The following is a 17,930-nucleotide window of genomic DNA, read 5'->3' as shown; positions in this document are numbered from 1 at the left end:
CTAGGCCGGATAATGCGTTCGCGCTTCACCTCCTTCAAAGAATCTCAGCCTTTCAGCGATCCGATCATAATTCCTTTGACAAAATACTTCTGTATAAAAGGATAAATAATCAGCATGGGGACGATGGATACGACCAGGGTCGCGTATTGGACGCTTTCAGGCGTAAGCTTGGTGCTCATATCCTCTGCCAAGGCCGCGTTTCCTTGCGAGGCCAGCTGCTCGGCCAACGTGCTCTGCAGCACGATTTCTCTTAGAATCAGCTGCAGCGGATAATTGTCGTAGCTTCGCATGTATAACATAGCCGAGAAATAAGAATTCCAGTGGGAAACGCCGTAGAACAAGGCAATCGTGACGACGCCTGCCATCGACAGCGGAAGCACGATGCGGACTAACGTCTGCAGCTCGCCGCAGCCGTCCAGCTTGGCAGCTTCCTCGAGCTCAAGCGGAAAATTTTTGAAAAACGAAATCATGATGATGAGCCACCAGGAGCTGATCAGGACGGGAACGGTCAAGGCCCATACGGAATCCATCATGCCAAGCGATTTGATAAGCAAAAATTGGGGCACGATGCCCCCGGTGAAAAACATCGGCAAAACCGAGAGCATCAGGAATAACGGCCGGAACAGCAAATCCTTTTTCGAAAGCGCGTAAGCCGTTATCGTAGTAAACAGCACATTCAATACCGTGCCAGTAAGCGTAATAATGACAGAGTTCAAAAACGAACGGGGAATATGAGCATTTTCAAACAGAATGGTAAAGTACGCGTCAAGATTGAAGTTCGATGGCCATAAACCGACCTTCCCTCTTACAATGTCATCCGGGTTGCTGAACGAAATCGAAACGACATGCAGCAGCGGCAATAAGGTGATCAGCACGATGAGAACCATGACGGTATGGACGGTAATATCCAGCATTCTGGACCCGAAGGATGTGTCTTTTACCATAAGCTCTCATTCGCCGCCTTTCTTGCCAAATAGTTTGCCGTCACCAGAAAGAGGATATTAACGACTGCATTGAACAAATCGACCGCTGCGCCGAAGCTGAAATCCAGCTCGACCAGGCCTCTTCGGTAAACGAAGGTCGAGAACACATCAGCCGTCTCGTAGGTTAACGAGTTATACATGAGGATGATCTTTTCCGAGCCTACGCTGAGCACGCCCGACATATTAAGAATGAGGGTGATCACCACGACCGGTTTGATCGCCGGCAGCGTAATATGCCACATTTGGCGAAGCCGGGAAGCCCCGTCTATGACGGCCGACTCGTACTGCTCGGAATCCACCTTCGAAAGTGCCGCTAAATAGATGACAGCGCCCATCCCCATCGCCGTCCATATGCCCGAGCTGACGAATAGGAAGCGGAACCAGCTTGCATCGGCAAAGAAATAAATCGGTTCTATGCCGAGCTTAGACAGAAGTAGGTTAACGACACCGGTGCTTGGGGACAAAACCATTTTCATCATTCCGATCACGGCTACGACGGACAAAAAATACGGCAGGTAGCTGACCGTTTGGACAAAGCTTTTGTAATGCTTCTTCCGTATTTCATTGAGAAGCAGGGCAAACAGAATCGGAATCGGGAAGCCGAACAGCATCGAATACAGCCCAAGCAAAAAGGTATTCCGCAGCAGCATCAAAAAATAGGGGCCGTTAATAAATGTTTTAAAATGATCTAAGCCGTAGGCGCCTGCCCAAGGAGCACGAAGAACGGACTCCAGAAAACCTTGGCCTTCCTGCATGCGGAAATCCTTGAATGCGATCAGAATTCCATAGATCGGAATGTAATGAAAAACAAGAAAGTAAGCGATTGCAGGAATGAGAAGCAGCAGCAGTACCTTTTGTTTTTTTGCCTTCCGCCGAATTCCCGCGATTGTTCCGGCACGTCCTGCCGCCGCGTCATTCATATGCGATCCTCCCTATGCGAATACTCGATCAGCGCCAGCCGCCTATTCCGATGATGCCAGGCCGTTTTTTTTGGCAGCGCTCTCACGAAAAACCATACAACGGCATGCCCTACGGGGTAAAGGAACAGTTCTTCACAAGCACACCTTGCTTCCAAGAGCGCTTAAACCGTTGATAGGACACGTTTTTTTGAGAAGCACACCTTTTATTCGGAGCACGCTATTGTTTCGTTACGGTAGGAGGTAGGCTGTATCCCGAGCACCCTCTTGAATGCTCTGCGGAAGGATTTATCGCTGTTGTAGCCGACCCGGGTGGCAATGTCCCCTATTGGCAGATCCTCCTCCTTCAGCAGCAAGCATGCTTCGTTCAGCCGCAGCTGTTCCAAATATTCGGAGAAGGTCATGCCCAGCTGCTCCTTAAGAAAGGTAGAAACGAAGCTTTCCGATTGCTTGTAATCGCTAGCGATCATGCTGAGGCTGAGATTGCTGTCGGCGTAATTTTCGGCTATATAGGCCTTTATGCCCTCGAGCATGCCCTGATGTTTCGTTGTCTTCTGCCGCTTGATCCGTTCGCTTATGGAAAGCAATTGTTTAGTGATGCGCGCATAGCTGTATTCCTCCCTATCCGCTTCCAGCACACCCTGCAGTTCCGGCTGCAGGCCGGCATCCTCCGATAAATATTCGATCTGGCCGCTGATTTTTTGGAGTGTGCCCTGCATTTCCGCAATCAGTTGTTTTTTTCGCCAAGGGCTTAGCTGCCGGATTTTGATATTTTGCGTTTCGATATGCTCCAGCAGGCGCCCCAGCTCCTCGCAGTCTCCCGTTCTTACCGCATTCATTAGCTTCAGCTCCAGGTCGGGCGGATAATAATAGTGGTTGGAATGCTGGCTGATGCAATCATATCGAGCCAGCTTCTGGGAGACGTCAGGATCCTCGTGCTCCAGCGCTTGCGCCGCCTCGTTGTACGAACGCCAAACGTCCAGTACACGGTGGTAGACCTGGCCTATGCCGATGGAGGTCATGATGGAATGTTCAGAAAGAAACCGTTCCTGCAGCAGCCGGAGCTGCCCGATCTTTTCGGCGAACCGATCCTCCGCCGCCGACTCGTGAAATGAGATCACGACCGCCAGCTTCTCGGCTTTCAGATCATGGACAAAGCTCCCCTCCCCGAGCCCATGCAGCAGCAAACGCTTCATTCTCGCTTTGTCCGCGATCAGCTCCTCCTCCGGCATATACCCGGAATGATAAATTTTGATGACGGCTGCCGTGACGTTGTCCTCTATGAGCCCGATTTGGGCCTGGTCAAGGTTGGCGCGCATTTCGTCTGCATGATTGAATCCGCTTTTCAGCATCCGTTCGAGGCAGGCTGATTGCAGGAGAGGAAGCTGCTGCTTGATGGACACGCTCATGCTTTTATTGTTCGTAATCATTTCATGCACGGCCGTTTGAATGACCTCCATCGCGGACGCCCGTTTACCTGTCTCCGCGGCGGTTAATTCCTTGATCGAGTCGAGCAGCTCCGCGATAGGCTTGCTGTTCCTGTAAGCGAACAACAATGCGATCATGCACCCGACAGCCATAGCGGCCAAAGCAATTGCCCAATTGATTCGTTTAATGTATTCCGCCTTGGAAAATACGCTGTCTGCTGGAAGGCCTGCCACATAGGTCCAGCCGCTGCCCGAGGATTGCACCGAGGTGATAAACATCTCCGTGCCGTTTATGCGGACGAACGAAGCTCTCTCAGCCTCCGTGTCTACGGGCACGATCCGCTCTTCACCTGCCGATGCGGATACGATCATCTCCGCTTTCTCGTTCAAAATATAAGCAAACGATCCTTCCTCCGCCAGCAGCCGGTGAAATAAGCGGACAATCGAACTCTCCTTAATCAGAATGACGACGGCGCCGTCGGCACGCATGTTGGTACCAGCGGGCAAAGGGCTGACATAAGCCACGTAATCCTCCATCGTTCTTCCGTCATTTACGTCCTTGAGCGGTAAATACCTATTCATCTGCTCTCCAGACAGGGCACCTTTCAGCCACTGGCCAAACGGAATACCGCCGATCGTCAGCGGATGCGCGTTCAGCTTATCGATCCGGTCGCCGGATATAACAGCTTCGCTTCTCTCCAGATAAACGAACAGATCGGAGAAGTACTGGTTCGTTGACAGCATGTTCAATTCGTTCTTTTGCAGCTGGGAGAACTGGTACAGCGCTTGCGGCGGCCACGATGCATCGGCGGTAATCATCGCATGAAGCAATTCCGAATCCAATGATAATAATGAAACGATGTCGCGGATTTCCGTCAGCAGACGATTAAGCGCCTCCTCGCTCTGCTCCAACACCGCCAGGTTTAACCCGGCAGCATCATCGCGCACGACTTGAACCGTCCGGTAATAGGCATGCGTGCCTACAAGCAGCGGAATCAGCAGAATCAGAACATAGGACAATAGAAATTTGCCAAAAAGCACCCGTTTTCCGTTTAATCCGAACGTCCATTTTCGTATCATCGGTCATCCCTCTCCTATCCGGCATTTTACGCTCCTAAGTGCCCCGTTTCGTCCGTAAACGCAAATGGCTGACACCGCCCTTTGGCGGCATCAGCTCATTTAAGAACGCTCTATTAACAATGGGGTATGCCCGCTTGTATGCTTTCGAAGGCGTATCGTCCAGATCCAAGCCGGAACAGAGAGCAGCCGTCCTGCTTGCTGCCGGGAACCGGGCTAATGCCCGGCTCGGCCCCGTTTACGAGCGCTGCTTCGCCCGGCACATAGACGTCTGCCGTCGTATTCGCTGGGATCGACACCTGAAGCTTGAATACGCCGTTAGGCTCCATTTGCCATTCGGTGCTGATCGTCCCGTAATTGGAAGCGTAGGACGCCTTCACCCAGGTCAGCCGTCCGCCCGGCCTTGGCCGGATGATGGCATGCTTGAAGCCCGGGGAAGCAGGATCGGCCTCGATTCCGGCCATATACCGGTACATCCATTCGCCTACCGAGCCGAGCGAATAATGGTTGAATGAATTCATAGAAGGTGTCTGGAAGCCCTTTTCCTCCGTCCAGCCGTCCCATCTCTCCCAAATCGTCGTCGCGCCATGCTTTATGGAATACATCCAGGAGGGGAATTCCTCCTGCGTCAGCAAGTCATAAGCGACCTCGGTATGCCCATTGTCCGTGAGCGCTGGCAGCAGGTATCCGACGCCAAGGAATCCCGTCGACAGCCTGTTCCCCCGTCCGCGGATATCGGCCACCAATCTGTCGATAGCTTTCTTGCGAAGCTGCTCCGTCAGCAGGCCAAACTGAAGCGCGAGCACGTATACCGTCTGCGTATCCCCGTGAATTTGCCCGCTGCCGTCTACGAACGCTCCACGGAACGCATCGGCAACCGCCGCATGAAGCTCGTCGTAGGTCTGTTCGTCCTCCCGCTTGCCGAGCACGCCTGCGATTCGCGAGAGCAGCTTGGCGCTATAGGCGAAATATGCCGTTGCGAGCACTTCGTTCGGCGTATCCGCGCCGATCGATAGCCAATCTGCGTAGTTTGCGTAATCCGGCCGGATCAAGCCGTCGCTGTTCTGCTTCAAGTATTGCACCCAGCGCTCCATCGCATCGTAATGGCGTTCCAGGACACGGATGTCTCCGTACATGAGGTATAACGTCCAAGGAATGATGACCCCTGCGTCACCCCAGCCCGAGTTATCCGGCGCGAACCAGTTTAGGCGGGTATTCCACATTTTGTGGCGAATCCATCCGCCATCCGGAGCAACGTCCGTGAAAGCCCCCGACGGCTGCTGGCAGTCGATCATGTCCCACACATACTTCGTAAAGAAGCGCGACACATCCATGTTATAGGAGGCCGTTCTCGCGAATATTTGCGCATCGCCGGTCCAGCCAAGCCGCTCATCCCGCTGCGGGCAGTCGGTCGGCACCGAAAGAAAGTTCCCACGCTGGCCCCATGTAATATTCGAATATAGCTTGTTTACCATCTCGTCAGAAGTTTCGAGCTTGCCCGCAGCCGGCGTGTCCGAATGGATCACCTTGCCGGTCACGTCATCCAGTCCGGGTACGCCCGGGAAGCCGATCACCTCGACGTAACGGAAGCCGTGAAACGTGAAATGCGGTTCATACTGCTCTTCGCCCTCGCCATTCATCACGTAATGGTCCTGCTGGACCGCCTTGCGCAGATTGTCCAGGTATAGCGAGCCGTCCGGACTCAGCATCTCGGCATGGCTCAAAGTAATCCTTGTTCCCCATGCGCCCGAAGCCCGCACTTCCGTCCATCCAACCATATTTTGACCCATGTCGAAGATATAGCTGCCCGCAGCCGTTTTTCTGACGCTGATCGGCTTCACCGTTTGCGTGATGCGCACAGGCGGCTCGACCATCGCTACGATCAACCCGTTATATCCCGCGCGGACGTCGGGTTTTTCCCAAGCCTCATCCCCGTACTCCGCCGTGCTCCAGTCCCCGAGCTCCAGCCTGGCGTCATACTCTTCGCCCTGAATCATATCGGAATAGGCAATCGGCCCCCGCATCGTTCTCCACGTGCCGTCGGTCGTAATGCTTTCCCTGCTGCCGTCCTCATAATCGATATTAAGCTGCAGTAGAAAAAAAGGCCGCTGCCCGTATACGCTTTTGCCAAGAAAACCAACGGTACCCGAATACCAGCCATCCCCCAGAATGACGCCAACCGCATTGCCGCCAGCCTTCAGCAAATCCGTAATATCGTAAGTTTGGTACTGCACACGCTTATCGTAATCCGTCCAGCCCGGCGCGAACCGATCGCCTACCCTATGCCCGTTTACCTGAAGCTCGTAGATCCCAAGCGCCGTCGCATACGCAACTGCACGCCGGATGCCGCCCCTCAGCTTAAACGATTTACGAAGATACGGCGGAGGCTGCAATTGTACGCTTGGCTCCGCTTTGCGCCCGATCCACTTCCCCCGCCATGCGCCGCGGTCAAGCAGGCCCATCGTCCACAGCGCCGGCTCGCTCCATTCCGACTCGAGGCCTTCTCCGTCCCACACCTTCACTTTCCAAATGTATAAGGCTTCCGCTTCGAGCGGCTTGCCCCCGTATGCGATATGCGCCGAGTCTCCGGAGGACGTGATGCCGCTGTCCCAAGCCGTTCCTTCCTCCCGGTCCAGTTCATCGCGCGAATGGGCGACAAGGATGCGGTACGCGGTTTGAACGGTTTCCGGACGCTCCGATTCCAGCTGCCAGAACAGCCTTGGCGCGGCCGTATCTAAGCCGAGCGGATTGACCATATATTCCGTTTTGCAGTTTAAAATGCGAATCGACATCGATTAAACCCTCCCTAATCACTCTTCCCTATTGAACAATTCGAGCTTCGCGTACATGTCTTCAAGCGTGAATCTGGAATCAACGTAACGATATACTCTGATTTTCCGTCCTACGGCTGGCCTTTGCTCGTAGAGCAGCTCGTCAGTAATATGAGGCGGGTCGGTCAGATCGTATTCAAATTCGTGATCGTCAAGCAAGAGCGATACGGCAGGCGAGTCTCCAAGCATCCACATTTCGCCTTTCGGCCATCTCGGCCCGTGAGTCGGAAGCATATTGAAGGATACCAACTGGTCGTACAGGTATCGGCCGATATCACCATGCGGGCGGACCCTTACAGCCAGCTCTGCCAAGCTTACGCGAACCATTTTGTAGACGTTTCTCGGCACCTGCCATAATGAAATCGGGGAGCGGAATACGACGTTAGCCGCTTTGACATCGTTCCTCAGATTAAATTCCTCGCCGCCGTCCGGGTATGCGCCTCCGCCGATCCAAACCGCAGTCAGCCTGCCCGCGATGCGCGGCTCCTGCAGGTATGCGCATGCCAGGTCCGTAAGCGGCCCGAGGAAAATAACGAACAGCGGTGCGGGATCATCCTTCATCGCCTCGCTGATAATCAACTCGGAGCCCTCGGAAGGAACAGGAGTCTCTTCATCTGCAAGCGCCGACGGCGCACCGTGGTACACGCCGGCCTGCCCTTCCAGCTTCATGATGCGCATAACGTTTTCGATTTCGGCGTAAGAGTCTTCCATTGAAGTTTCACTCCGTCCCGTGCCGAAGTGGGCGGCGATGAAGCCTGCAATCCGGAACTGGGGCGTGAGCAGCGCATGGGCGATCGCGAACTGGTCGTCCGCTTCGTTTTTCGCATCCGTATTGACGATTAGTCGGATCTTCTTCGCTTCAGGAACTTCGTAAGGCATTTTCATGTTTAACCCCCCATTGGAATCCTTTATGATGATTTGCTCAGCCTATAGGTTTTGCCTGCCTCGGATCGGAAGACGAAGATCCGATCCGTATGATTTGCTCCGTTTGCCTTGGCGGATTCAACCTCCGCTTCGACCGTCCGACCCTCCGACATGATAGTAAAGTCACCCTTCGTTCGAATGCGGCAAAGCCCTTCCTTGAGGGACACAATCGTCGCCTCCGACAGCCTACCATCCTTCCAAGCCATGCCGATTTCGAAGCCGCCGCGGGCCCGCAGCCCGCTAACCTCTCCTTCCGGCCAAGCGTCCGGTAGCGCGGGCAGCAGGTGGACGTCTCCCCCATGCGAATGCAGAAGCATTTCCGCGATGCCGGCCGTTGCCCCGAAATTGCCGTCGATTTGAAACGGCGGATGGGCATCGAATAAATTGGCGTATACCCCGCCGCTGACAAAATCGATCTTCCCGCCATCCTCCTCCACCAGCTTGAGCAAATTCGACAGCAGGCCTAACGCGCGGTTTCCGTCACGGAAGCGCGCCCATAAGTTCACTTTCCAGCCGATGCTCCAGCCGGTGCCGCCGTCCCCGCGGCGTTCAAGCGAAACGCGCGCAGCCTTAAACAGCTCCGGTGACCTTTCTTCCGTCAAACCTTCTCCCGGATAAATATCGTAAAGATGGGATACGTGCCGATGGTACTGGTCTTCATCCTCATCGTCTTGCGCCCACTCCTGCAGCTGCCCGTGCCTTCCGATCCGCATGGGCAGCAGCCTGGAACGGGCATCGTTCCATTCCTTGCGCAGTTCTCCATCTATCCCGAGCGTCTCCGCAGCTTCGATGCAGTTCGATAACAGCTCGCGGATCAGCGACATATCCATCGTCGAGCCTTTGCTCAGCGCAGGAGTCCGCCCGTCCGCCAGCCTGAACCGATGCTCGGGCGACGTCGAGGGAGACGTGATGAGCCTGCCTTCTTCGTCCTCTAGCAGCCAATCCAGGCAAAATAACGAAGCTTCCTTCATGACCGGATAAGCATGGCTCGCCAAAAATTCCGTATCCTTGCCGAATCGGTAATGCTCCCACAAGTGCGCGCACAGCCACACGCCTCCCATCGGCCAGTTGGCCCATAGCGGATTGCCGTGGCCGTAATCGCCGGGAGGGGCGGATTGCCTCCAAATATCCGAATTATGATGGGCCGTCCAGCCTCGGCAGCCGTAATTGGTCTCTGCCGTCCTGCGTCCGGTCTCCGCCAATTCCCGTATAAAAGCCAGCAAAGGCTCATGGCATTCGGACAGGTTGCAATTTTCCGCGGGCCAATAGTTCATCTGCGCATTGATGTTCAGCGTGTAGTTGCAGCTCCAGACCGGTCTGGCTTCGTGGCTCCAGATTCCTTGAAGATTCGCGGGCTGCGTGCCGGCTCTTGAAGAGGCGATCATCAGGTAGCGCCCATAATGGAAGAGCAGCTCCACGAGCCTCGGATCCTTCGCGCCGTACTCCGCAATGCGCCGGTCGGTCGTCAGCGTCTCCAGTGCTGCGGAATCCCCCAGGCGGAATTGGACTCTTCCAAACAGCGAGGCATGATCCAAAGCATGAGCCTGCCGCAGCTCCCCGTACGGCTTGGCAAGCGCCGCATTCATCTGCCGCTCCGCGATCGGCCCAGGCTCAAGGCCGTCGGTGCCGGGACTGCGGTCATAACCGTTAAAGCTGGTTGCAGCCGTAACATACAATACGGCTGCCGAAGCCCCCTCCACATGAAGGCCGTCTCCGTCCACCCGCCATGTCCCGGGACCTTCCAGGCGGACCTGCAGCCTGCCCTCGAACCTCATGGCAGAAGTTGTATCCTCGTCTCCGTATAGGATAGGCTCATCGGCCTCGCAATAGTTCGGCGCCACGTATTCCGGGCACCGCCCTCTCAGAAGCAAAGCGTTGTCCAAGGGAATTTGGGACGAGCGCAGCGGACTGCCAAGACTGGCTTTAAAGCTCAGCATCCCTTCCCGGCTTGACCTTAATAGTACGATAATGACCTGATCGGGATGGGACGCAAAAACCTCCCTTGTATATTCCACGCCTCCGACCCGGTATGCCGTGCGGGCTGCTCCGCCCGCCAAATCCAACTCCCTGCGGTAACCGGATACGATATTTCCATGATAAAAGCGGATATGAAGATCCCCAAAGGGCATATACGTCTGCGTATACGGGCCCATCATCGAAGCTTTGCTTAACGCTTCAGCCTCCTCGTGCCGGCCTTCACTGACCAGCTTCCGGATTTCCGGCAGCGCCTCCTTCGCCCTCGGGTTATTCCAATCCCTTGGACCGCCGGACCATAACGTATCTTCGTTCAGTTGAATCCTCTCCAGATCCGTACCGCCGAACACCATGGCGCCAAGCCTGCCGTTACCCACTGGAAGCGCTTCTGTCCAGAACGTGGCCGGCTTGTCGTAATGAAGCTTCATAACTCTTCCTCCCCGTGCCTGAGCATCATACCCCGCCGGAATCGTTCCGGCGGGGTATTCCGTTTTATCCTTTAACCGAGCCTGATGTCATGCCTGAAATGATATACCGCTGTCCAAGCAAATAAATGACGATAACCGGAAGCGTCGTCAGCACGATATCGGCCGACACCAGATTCCAGTTCACCTGGAATCTTCCGAAGAAATTGTATACCGCAAGCGTCATCGGCCATTTCGCCGTATCGTTCAGATAGTAGAGCGGCAGGACAAAGTCGTTCCATGAACCCATGAAATTCAAAATGCCCACCGTCACGATAACGGGCGTTAGAAACGGCAGGATGATACTGTAGAAAAGCCTGAACGGCGGGCATCCGTCCACGATCCCGGCTTCGTCGAGCTCCCTTGGCACGGAGCTGACGAAACCGTAAATCAGAAACACACTGAACGGAATCGACATAACGGCAAGCAAAACAATGATACCGAGCTGTGTATTGATAAGCTGCGTAACCTGCATCACTTTGGTCAAGGTAACGAAATTGATCGGCATGGCGATTCCCATAATGACGAAGAAATACAGGAACCGGTTCAGCCTCGTTGCGTTTCTGGCAAAAATATAAGCGGCGATGGAGGCCAGCGCAATGCCGAGCACGGTCGATGCCGTCGTATAAAACAGGCTGTTGAAAAACGACTGCACCAGCTTCCCTTCTTCGATGACGGTCGCATAGTTACTCCAATGCAGCGTCTTCGGCAGCTTCATGCTCATCGAGTTTGCCCCGACCCGGTCCTTGAAGGAATTGACCAGAATGAGCAGGAGCGGGATGAACATGATAATGCTCAGCACCCAGGCAAAGCCGTTCCTCAGTGCGTATTGCAGGGGATTCTTCTTCATTGCTCATGCGCTCCTTCCCTGGCCATTAACCGGATGATAAAGTAGCCGATAACTGTCATGAATAGGAATAGCAGCGAGGAAAGTGCGGTTCCTACCCCGTAACGTCCCATCGAAAACTCTTTGAAAATAGCCGTATAAAGCACATCCGTCGCATAGCCCGGCCCCCCGTTCGTCAAAACGTAGACGACCTCGAACACCTTCAGGCCGTGCAGCATGTTTAGCACCGTGGTCACGACCAGCGCCGGCATAAGCAGCGGAATGGTGATGTATTTCAACTTGTGCCACGCATTGGCCCCATCAATCTCCGCCGCTTCGTAATAGGACCTGGAAATAGACTGCAGCCCGGCAAGCAGGATGATCATAATGTAGCCGGCGCCCTTCCACGTATCGACGGCGATAATGGACTTGAACGCCCAGTTCACGTCCACCAGCCATTTTTGCGCCAGCGCATCCAGCCCGATAAAGCGCAGCGATTCGTTAAGCAGCCCGGTTGCCGGATTCAGGATCGACTTGAACATCAGTCCCACGACCAGCATCGGCACGATCGACGGCATAAAGATCATGACCCGGTGAAACCCCTTCATGCGGATGCCTTCGTTCAGCACGAGCGCAAATGCGAGACCCAGCACCGTCTTCAGGACTACCGTCGATATCGTGAAATTGACCGTATTGGCGATAAAGCTGACGTAATTCTCATCGGCCGAGAACAGCACCTTGAAGTTGTCGAGCCCGATAAAGTTGACAACATCGGAATAGCTGTTCCAGTCGGTGAAAGAGTAGTAAAAGCCCATCAGGCTCGGCACGATAAAAAAGATCAAATAAAAGACGAGCGTGCCCCAAGTAAAATAGGATGGATAGATTTTATTCCTCATGCTGCATTCATCCCCACTCCTTTTTTCTCTAACGGCTTATTCGGCCCAGGCTGAATCCTTCGCTACTTTTGCCATGTCTGCCCTGCGCTTATCGATGCTTTTCAAAATATCGGCGGGTTCCATCGAGTTTGCGAACATGGCGGCGATGTCTTTGCCCATATCCATCCACTGCGGATTGACGTAGTTCACGATATTTTGAACATCCGTACCCTTCTTCGGATACGCAGCGAACAGCTCCTTCTGCGCGTCGCTGTATTTGTCTTTCAGCCCCGGGAAGTTCAAATTGGTAAACGACGGGGTATTGTCGATCAGGAACTGCAGATTTTCCGGCTGTGCCAGGAACGCCAGATATTGCTTGGCCGCATCGATATGCTTGCCTTGCGAATAGATGAATTTGCTCGGACCGCCCGGATTAATGTAGTAGAATTGATTGTCGGCGAGCGGGATGACGAAAAAGCCGAAGTCCTCTTCCTTCATTTCGGGATTTGCTTTCACGATATCGCCGACGACGCTCTGAGCGGAAAGCGACATCGCATATTCGCCGCTTGCCAGCTTGTTCCCCGTATCGGCGCCTGTATCCGAGAAGGTGTTGTCGCCAAAAAAACCAAGATCGTACATTTCTTTCATTTGGGTAAGCGCAGTCAGCATCGACGGATCATCCGCGAATTTCTTCTTGTTGGCGTTCAAATCGTCATACAGCCCAGGCGTCAGTTCGTCGTACCTCGGGCCCGGTTCGGAGAACCACAGCACATGGTGCCAGCCGTCCGCTATCGGCTCGTAGATCGGCGTGATTCCTGATTCTTTGATTTTCAGGGAGACTTGCTTGAATTCCTCATAGGTCTTCGGAACGGCCAGGCCAAGTTGTTCGAATATCTTTTTGTTGTAGACCATAACAAAGCTGTTGCCCGTATCCCAGATCGTAAGCGCGTATACTTTGCCGTCCAGTGACAATTGCTCGAGGGAAAGCGGATCCTCGCGCTTCGTCCATTCCTGGTCGCTCAAATCAACTGCATTTTCCGTTACGTTGTAGTTAAGACTGATTTCGCTCTTGCCGCTTTGGCCGCCGAAGATGTCCGGGCCCTCTTTCGAGTTCAACTTTGTTTTCAGCACATTGAAGTATTGATCGGCGGGGATGATCTGATAGTCGATTTTGATGCCCGTCTGCTCCTCGAATTTTTTGGCGAGCTCCATTTCGGCATCGAAAATCCAGCCTTGGCTTGCAAGATAAGTAAGCGTTATGTTTTGTTTGGCGGGCGTTTCCCCCGTCTCTTTTCCGTTGCTTGTGTTCGCGGCATTCGTCGGCGTTTCATTGTTCTTCGCATTGCCGGAGCCGTTCCCGCTGCAGCCTGCAATCCATACAATGGCAAGCAAAAATACGGACAACATCCATAATCGTCTTTTCATAACATCGCTCCCCTTAGTGATCATAATTGAATCCGCTTTCATTTCTCTTTCGTCCTCATTATAAAAGCAGGCATGCTAATCTTCCATGGAGAAAACGGATTCCTATTTTGTCTTTATTTTACCGAATGCGCTTTCAAAAAGTTTTTGACAAATCGCCAGCCGGGACGGACAATACAGTTATGCTACGCCTAAGACAGCTTCCGGAGGATATGCGCGTGAATAAATTCAGAAACATACAATCGATTCTGTTCATGACCTACTCCCTGATCATTATTGTTTTTTTCACCGTGCTGGTGATCTGGTTCTACTGGTGGGCATCGGACCTGCTGCGGGCGGGCGCAACCGATTCGCTCGGCAGCATGGGCCAGTCCATGCAGGGGCAGATCGATTCCGAAATAACGAAAATGAATGATGTCTCGCTTGATGTGATGTACTCCAATTTGGTCAAAAACAATTTCAAAAAGTATATGTCCGATTTGGAAAATGCGCATCCGGCAGACGCATTAGGCGGCCCGCCAGTAGGCATCCAGGTCGAGAACGCCAAGGAGCTGTCCGAAATTCTGACCGCGGCCATCGGGCCCTCAAGACCGGTCGAGCAGCTTTACCTTTATGATTTCAATAACAAAGCCTACGGCAACGGCTTCGACAATGGAGAGCGTTCCTACAAACCGGAGGACAAGTCATGGTTCCGGTCCGTTATGGACAATAAGAAGGGGAAAATCATCGGCCAGCCCGTGCTCGACGAGGAAATGTCCCGCTTTATCTCGTCGAGGGAGAAGCAGTATTCCATTTCGCTCTTCCGGCTTTTTTATGATAATTATAACGCGCCCATGGGCATTGTCGAAGTAAAACAATACTATAACCGCATCTTCAAAACCGCGATCGAGTTCACGAAGCAGAATCCTTACCAGGCAAAAGTTATCGTATATGACGACAACGGCCGTATCATCTATCCGCTTGGGGACGAGTCGGAACAGAGCGCCGCTTATATCAGACTCGCAGACGGAGGCGTCTCCGGCATGCCAGATTCTCTCAGCACGTTTCTAAATCCAGTAACGAAGGAGAAGGAACTGCTGACCAGCCACCATTCGGACATAACGGGCTGGCATACGACGATCGCCGTATCCGAACGGGAGCTGCTTGCTCCGATAGGCGTGTTCACCAAGCGCACCGTGCTCATTGCGGCTGTCATTCTTCTGTTCGCGATCGTTCTGTCCTTCGTGGCCGCCAAGCGAATCACTTTACCGATTATGAAAATCCACCGCACCGTCCGGAACATGAGTCTCGAGGATTTGGGCAGCACGAAAGCCTTTTCCAAAGAGCTGAACAGCGGACTGAGTGAACTAGATCAGCTGCACTGGTCATTCCTGAAGATGAATGCGCGGCTGAAGCAATCGATGGATGAACTGCTCCTGGCGCAATCACAGGAACTGCAGGCCAAGCTGGTGGCGCTGAATTCGCAGATGAACCCGCATTTTCTGTATAACACACTGGCAACGATTCATGCGATGGCGGAAGAAAATATGAATGGGCAAATCGTGTCCATGACGGAGAACATGTCCGGCTTCCTCCGGTACATCTCCTCCGATAACTCGGTTTCCAATTTGGAGGCTGAGCTGCTTCATACGAAAAAATTTCTGGAAATCAATCAAATCCGTTACGGCCAAAAACTGCAATTCGACCTCGATATCGATCAGCGGATTCTGCTGTTGAATTGTCCGAAGCTCATCGTTCAGCCGCTTGTCGAGAACGCTGTGAAATTCGGCACGCAGAAGGAGCCTCCTTGGAGCATCCGCATCGTCGGCTTCATGTATGACAACAGATGGCAGATCGAAGTATCGGACAACGGGAACGGTTTTTCCGCAGAAAGCCTGAACCTCCTTTATGGCAAAATCCGCGAAATCGACGAGACAAACGCCGTCCCGATGCTGAAGCTCGACGGTATGGGACTGCTTAATATTTATATCAGGATGAAGCTGACGTTTGGCGCCGACGCGGTTTTCCGGATTGAGAACAGGCCGCAGGAAGGCGCCACGGTAGTGATTGGCGGAACGATATAACCCCCATATCCATATGGAAAGAAGGTCGTCATGATGGAGGATACAAGGCAGATCAGAGTGATTGTCGCTGAGGACGAGGATTTGATCCGCAACAATCTGGCCCGCAAAATCGAAGGGCTCGACGAGGCGGTTAAGGTCATCGGCACCGCTCAAAACGGGAAAGATGCGCTCGAGCTCGTCCAATCTGGACAGCCCGATCTGCTGGTTACGGATATCCGGATGCCTGTCATGGATGGTATGGAGCTCATCAAGCATATGCACCTGTATCATCCCCGCGTCTGCAAAATCATTACGAGCGGCTATGCCGATTTTGAATACGCGCGCCAAGCCATACAATTTGGCGTTACCGACTATTTGCTGAAGCCCATCTCCGCGGAGGAGCTGCAGCGCGTACTCGCAAAAGTGAAAACCGCTATTGAACGCGAAGAATCCACCTACAAAGAAAACATGAAAGGCATGCAAAATCCAGGCATAAGCACCGAGGAAATCGTAAGGAGGGTACAGCAGTTCCTCAGGGACAACTTTCAGAAGGAAGTGAGCCTGGAGCAAATCGCTCGTAATTTCAACTTCAACGCCTCTTATTTGAGCAAGCTGTTCATCAAACACACGGGCGAGCTTCCTTCCCGCTACCTGATGGCGCTTCGCATCAATGAAGCCAAATATTTGCTGGCCAACCGCCGGCATTTATCCGTCAAGGAAGTAGGGGAACAGGTCGGTTACCCCGACCAGTTTTATTTCAGCCGGATCTTCAAGCAAATGACGGGATGCACGCCGAAGGATTATTTGAACGAAAATCAAAAAAAACAATAAAAATAACTGCATTCCATGTAACTAAATCCCGATAAACCAATGATTTGGCCATTATCGTTGATTTAAATACATCAAATGCAGCTAGCCATCCCGCATGGTCAGCATACGAGATGTTATAGACTAAGACGTTCATCCGCGTAATATCAGCGGTTCAAGCCAATGCGTTCTCGCGGACAATATCTTCGATGCTAATCGGCTTGCCGCCTTCCTTCATGCTTCGCTCCATGGCCGCCATCAGTGCCAGCGTCCGCACGGCTTCCTCTACATCCGGCAGCGGGACGGCTCCCGTATCCAGGCATTCCGCAAAATATTCAATGTAATTTTGGTATTCCCCGGCATGGTGGCTCTTGCCCTCGAAGCGAAAATAGTAATCATGCATTTCCTCGAAGGAATGCGTTACTTTCCCTTCCCCAGCGAAATGCGTATGGTAACGCAAATTAGAGTATTCCGCCCGCGAAGATCCCTTCGTACCTCGAATTACGCAGCCGATGCCGGGCTCGACATCCGATCCTAACGCCGGGAGCGTGTAGCTGCCGGAAATTTGGCCGATTCTGCCTTGGTCGTCACGGACGAGGAAGCGCATCGTATCCCATGTGTCCAGGCCGTAGCTGCGGCTTGTTTCGCTCACATTTCCGAAGCCTGTTACCTCGGTCACCCCAGGCAAATACCAGCGCACCAAATCGACGGCATGGATCATAAAATTGTACATCCAGCTGAAGCCGCGCTGGCGGCTCCACGGTTTGTCCAGAAACCAGCGGCTGTCCGCGATATAATGGGCCTCAACCGTTTGAACGTCGCCGTGCCGCCCCTTCTCAAAGTCCGCGCGCTGCCGGATCATCGGCTCGAAGAAGCGCGAGCTCTGACCGACGAATACACGTTTTCCGGACTTCCGCACCGTCTCCAGCAGCTCGTTCGAGCCTTCCAGCGAGGTGAGCAGCGGCTTGGTGCAGATGACGTGTTTACCCGCCTCCAGCGCTTGGGTAATGTGGGTAAGATGCAGCTGGTCTGGCGTATAGATCGCTATCACGTCAATATCGGGATTGCCCAGCAGCGTGCCGTAATCTGTCGTCCAGCGGTTGAAGCCAAACTCCTCTGCGCGCAGTTCGCACATCGACGGATTAATGTCGCACACCATCTCAAGCTCCCAACGCTTGCTGCTTAAAGCAGCCGACATAATGCTTCGGCCTTCGCCCAATCCGACAACGCCCAGTTTGTAAGTTTTCATAGGTCTGCTTCCTCCTTGTTCTATGGCCAAGCTCTACTTGGAATCGTTATGCATAACTGTTTTACTTATAACATGATCGGGATGTATCGGCAGGCAGCGCATTCGTCATAGA

12 protein-coding genes are annotated in these 17,930 nt (G+C 53.3%); 2 read left to right on the top strand and 10 right to left on the bottom strand.

Annotated features, from left to right (window positions below):
* Positions 1 to 44: 44 nt before the first annotated feature.
* The 9 genes from RCO25_RS01095 to RCO25_RS01055 form a co-directional block, all read right to left on the bottom strand.
* Positions 45 to 944: a carbohydrate ABC transporter permease gene (locus RCO25_RS01095; protein WP_308994303.1), complete on the bottom strand. Its 900-nt coding sequence runs from the start codon at positions 942 to 944 to the stop codon at positions 45 to 47.
* Positions 938 to 1,903 carry an ABC transporter permease gene (locus tag RCO25_RS01090; RefSeq protein ID WP_308994302.1) on the bottom strand — a complete coding sequence of 322 codons (966 nt, stop codon included), beginning with the start codon at positions 1,901 to 1,903 and terminating at the stop codon, positions 938 to 940. The genes RCO25_RS01095 and RCO25_RS01090 overlap by 7 nt, the downstream gene beginning before the upstream one ends.
* A gap of 203 nt (positions 1,904 to 2,106) precedes the next feature.
* Positions 2,107 to 4,407 carry a helix-turn-helix domain-containing protein gene (locus RCO25_RS01085; protein ID WP_308994301.1) on the bottom strand — a complete coding sequence of 767 codons (2,301 nt, stop codon included), beginning with the start codon at positions 4,405 to 4,407 and terminating at the stop codon, positions 2,107 to 2,109.
* A gap of 113 nt (positions 4,408 to 4,520) precedes the next feature.
* Positions 4,521 to 7,196 (bottom strand): family 78 glycoside hydrolase catalytic domain, encoded by a 2,676-nt coding sequence (locus RCO25_RS01080; RefSeq protein WP_308994300.1) that lies wholly within the window; start codon positions 7,194 to 7,196, stop codon positions 4,521 to 4,523.
* Between the two features lie 18 nt (positions 7,197 to 7,214).
* A complete protein-coding gene (locus RCO25_RS01075; protein WP_308994299.1) occupies positions 7,215 to 8,120 on the bottom strand; it encodes a nucleoside hydrolase in 906 nt (301 codons plus the stop codon).
* Between the two features lie 23 nt (positions 8,121 to 8,143).
* Positions 8,144 to 10,561, bottom strand: coding sequence for a glycoside hydrolase family 95 protein (locus RCO25_RS01070; RefSeq protein WP_308994298.1), 2,418 nt, complete (start codon positions 10,559 to 10,561; stop codon positions 8,144 to 8,146).
* Positions 10,562 to 10,625: 64 nt separating this feature from the next.
* Positions 10,626 to 11,447, bottom strand: a complete 822-nt coding sequence (locus RCO25_RS01065; RefSeq protein ID WP_308994297.1) for a carbohydrate ABC transporter permease — start codon at positions 11,445 to 11,447, stop codon at positions 10,626 to 10,628.
* Positions 11,444 to 12,319, bottom strand: coding sequence for a carbohydrate ABC transporter permease (locus tag RCO25_RS01060; protein ID WP_308994296.1), 876 nt, complete (start codon positions 12,317 to 12,319; stop codon positions 11,444 to 11,446). Before RCO25_RS01060 ends, RCO25_RS01065 begins: the two co-directional genes overlap by 4 nt.
* Positions 12,320 to 12,355: 36 nt before the next feature.
* The gene (locus tag RCO25_RS01055; RefSeq protein ID WP_308994295.1) at positions 12,356 to 13,723 is read right to left on the bottom strand and encodes an ABC transporter substrate-binding protein; all 1,368 of its coding nucleotides are present in this window, start codon (positions 13,721 to 13,723) and stop codon (positions 12,356 to 12,358) included.
* Positions 13,724 to 13,938: 215 nt separating this feature from the next.
* Here RCO25_RS01055 and RCO25_RS01050 point away from each other — a divergent pair, with 215 nt between their 5' ends.
* Positions 13,939 to 15,783, top strand: coding sequence for a cache domain-containing sensor histidine kinase (locus tag RCO25_RS01050; protein WP_308994294.1), 1,845 nt, complete (start codon positions 13,939 to 13,941; stop codon positions 15,781 to 15,783).
* A gap of 30 nt (positions 15,784 to 15,813) precedes the next feature.
* A complete protein-coding gene (locus RCO25_RS01045) occupies positions 15,814 to 16,593 on the top strand; it encodes a response regulator transcription factor (RefSeq protein ID WP_308994293.1) in 780 nt (259 codons plus the stop codon).
* 151 nt (positions 16,594 to 16,744) lie between these two features.
* Here the strand turns inward: RCO25_RS01045 and RCO25_RS01040 are convergent, their stop codons facing one another.
* Complete coding sequence (locus tag RCO25_RS01040; protein ID WP_308994292.1) at positions 16,745 to 17,818, bottom strand: Gfo/Idh/MocA family protein; 1,074 nt, start codon at positions 17,816 to 17,818, stop codon at positions 16,745 to 16,747.
* Positions 17,819 to 17,930: the final 112 nt, after the last annotated feature.

It is taken from the genome of Paenibacillus sp. LHD-38 (assembly GCF_031157315.1).
Taxonomy (GTDB): Bacteria; Bacillota; Bacilli; order Paenibacillales; family Paenibacillaceae; genus Pristimantibacillus.
Note: the sequence above shows the minus strand (reverse complement) of the source record. Positions and strands in the feature narration are given on the sequence as shown.